The sequence below is a fragment of the Micromonospora sp. MH33 genome (assembly GCF_003013775.1).
In the GTDB taxonomy this organism is placed as follows: domain Bacteria; phylum Actinomycetota; class Actinomycetes; order Mycobacteriales; family Micromonosporaceae; genus Micromonospora; species Micromonospora fulviviridis.
Map to the genome: position 1 here is coordinate 2,922 of NZ_MUYZ01000399.1, position 1,962 is coordinate 4,883.

At 73.9% G+C, this 1,962-nt stretch carries 2 protein-coding genes and 1 pseudogene; all 3 read left to right on the plus strand.

The window, feature by feature from the left end; all coding sequences use genetic code 11:
* Positions 1-17: 17 nt before the first annotated feature.
* A pseudogene (locus tag B0E53_RS39875) lies at positions 18-464 on the plus strand (AAA family ATPase); the annotation flags it as partial.
* Positions 465-570: 106 nt separating this feature from the next.
* Positions 571-867: a hypothetical protein gene (locus B0E53_RS39880; protein WP_281492931.1), complete on the plus strand. Its 297-nt coding sequence runs from the start codon at positions 571-573 to the stop codon at positions 865-867.
* 22 nt (positions 868-889) lie between these two features.
* Positions 890-1,962 (plus strand): VWA domain-containing protein (locus B0E53_RS33145; protein ID WP_107079553.1); only part of this gene is annotated, 1,073 nt, incomplete at its 3' end.

Here is a 1,962-nt window from a genome sequence, read left to right on the forward strand (position 1 = left end):
TCGACGCCGCCGGGACTATGCCACCGCCCGCCCCGCGTACACCCCGCCAAGGACGTCACGGGGCGGGTCGGCGGCAGCCCGTCGCACGCCCCAACGGGGACCTGTACTTCCCCCGCAAGCTCGCGGGCGCCACCGACGTGGACGTGCTGCGCAGGCTGCGGGAGAAGCGTATCCCCGTGCTGCTCTACGGTCCGCCCGGCACCGGCAAGACCGCCCTCGTCGAGGCCGCATTCCCGGACCTGCTCACCGTCGCTGGAACCGGCGACACGGTCGTGGAGGACTTCCTCGGCAACTTCATCCCCCTGCCCGACGGCGGCTTCGAGTTCGTCTACGGGCCCCTCGTCACCGCCATGCGCGAAGGCAGGGCGCTGCTGGTCGACGACGCCACCCTCATCCCCCCGAAGGTCCTCGCCGTGCTCTACCCGGCCATGGACGGCCGGCGGGTCATCACCATCCCCGGCTACCGCAACGAGCGCGTCGAAGCCGCCGACGGGTTCTACGTCATCGCCGGCCACAACCCAGGTGTCCACGGCGCGATCCTCACCGAGGCCGCTCGCGTCGCGGTTCGACGTGCACATCGAGGTCACCACCGACTGGGACCTCGCCCGCCACCTCGGCGTCCCCAACCCCGCCGTCCAAGCCGCCATCGCCCTCAACGCCGACCTCGCCGCCGGGCGCGTCGGCTGGGCGCCGCAACTGCGGGAGCTGCTCGGTTTTGCCCGCGTCCGCAAAACGCTCGGCCTCGCGCCAGCGGTGGCGAACCTCGCCGGCCGCGCCCCCGCCGACGACCGCGAGCAGGTCCTCGCCGCGCTGCGGCAGCAGTTCGGCACCGACATCACCGCGCTGACCCTCGGCAAACAGCGCTGACCCCCCGAAAGGAGAACCCCTGATGCCTCACCCGCACAGTCACCTGCAGACCGGCCCGGCCGCGCCCACAACCGCTGGCCCGGACTGGCAGGTGTGGAGCGACGCCTGGACCCGGCACATCCCGACCCTGACCGGCCGCACCGACCTGACCGTCACCGTCGCTCCCGGCGCCGGTGGCGGCGCACCCGCCTGCTGCTACCCCGACGCCGGCCGCATCGAGGTCGACGCCACCTACATCGGCGCCCCCGACATCACCAACCCCCGCCGCCCCGGCCACAAACGCCTCGTCCCGACCGCCTACGGGCTGCTCGTCCACGAGGCCGCGCACGCCGCCCACAGCCTGTGGCGCACCCCGCCCTGCACCCCCACCGTCGTCGCCGCCGTCGCCGACCTGCTGGAGGAGTCCCGCATCGAGTACCGGCAGCGCACCCGCCGGCGCGGCGACCGCAGGTGGCTACGCCACACCGTCACCACCCTGATCAGCCCCGACGACGCCGCCGTCGACGACCCGTGGCACGCCGCCCAACTGGCTGGGCTGCTCCTCGCCCGGGTCGACGCCCGCATCCTCACCGCCAAAGACACCCGAGGGATCCGGGCAGCGGTCACCACCGTCCTCGGCCGCAAGCGGCTGCTGCAGCTACGCCAGCTGTGGCGCCAAGCCCACAGCGTCCACGACAGCGACGCCGACACCATGATCGACCTGGCGTGGCGGTGGTGCCGGCTCCTCGACATCGACCCGCGCCGCCAGCCTGAGCCGCCCACGGCCGACGCGGGCGTGTTCGCCGGGCTGCTCGCGCAAGCGCTCACCGACTACCTCGCCCACACCACCGGCCTCACCCCCGCCCAGTATCGGGATCAGCAGATCCATGGCCGTTTCTCCGCACCGGCGACGTGGACCCGCCGGGACCCGACCGACGCCGAACGCGCCGCCGCCCGCCACCTCGCCGCGCGGCTGCACCGCGCCCGCACCCACTACCGGGAACCCGACGCCCGGCCCAGCCTGGTGCCGCCAGGCAGGCTGCGAACCCGGCACGCGATCACCGCCCAAGCGCAGATCGCCTCCGGCTCCATGCCCACCGCCACCCCCTGGCAGCA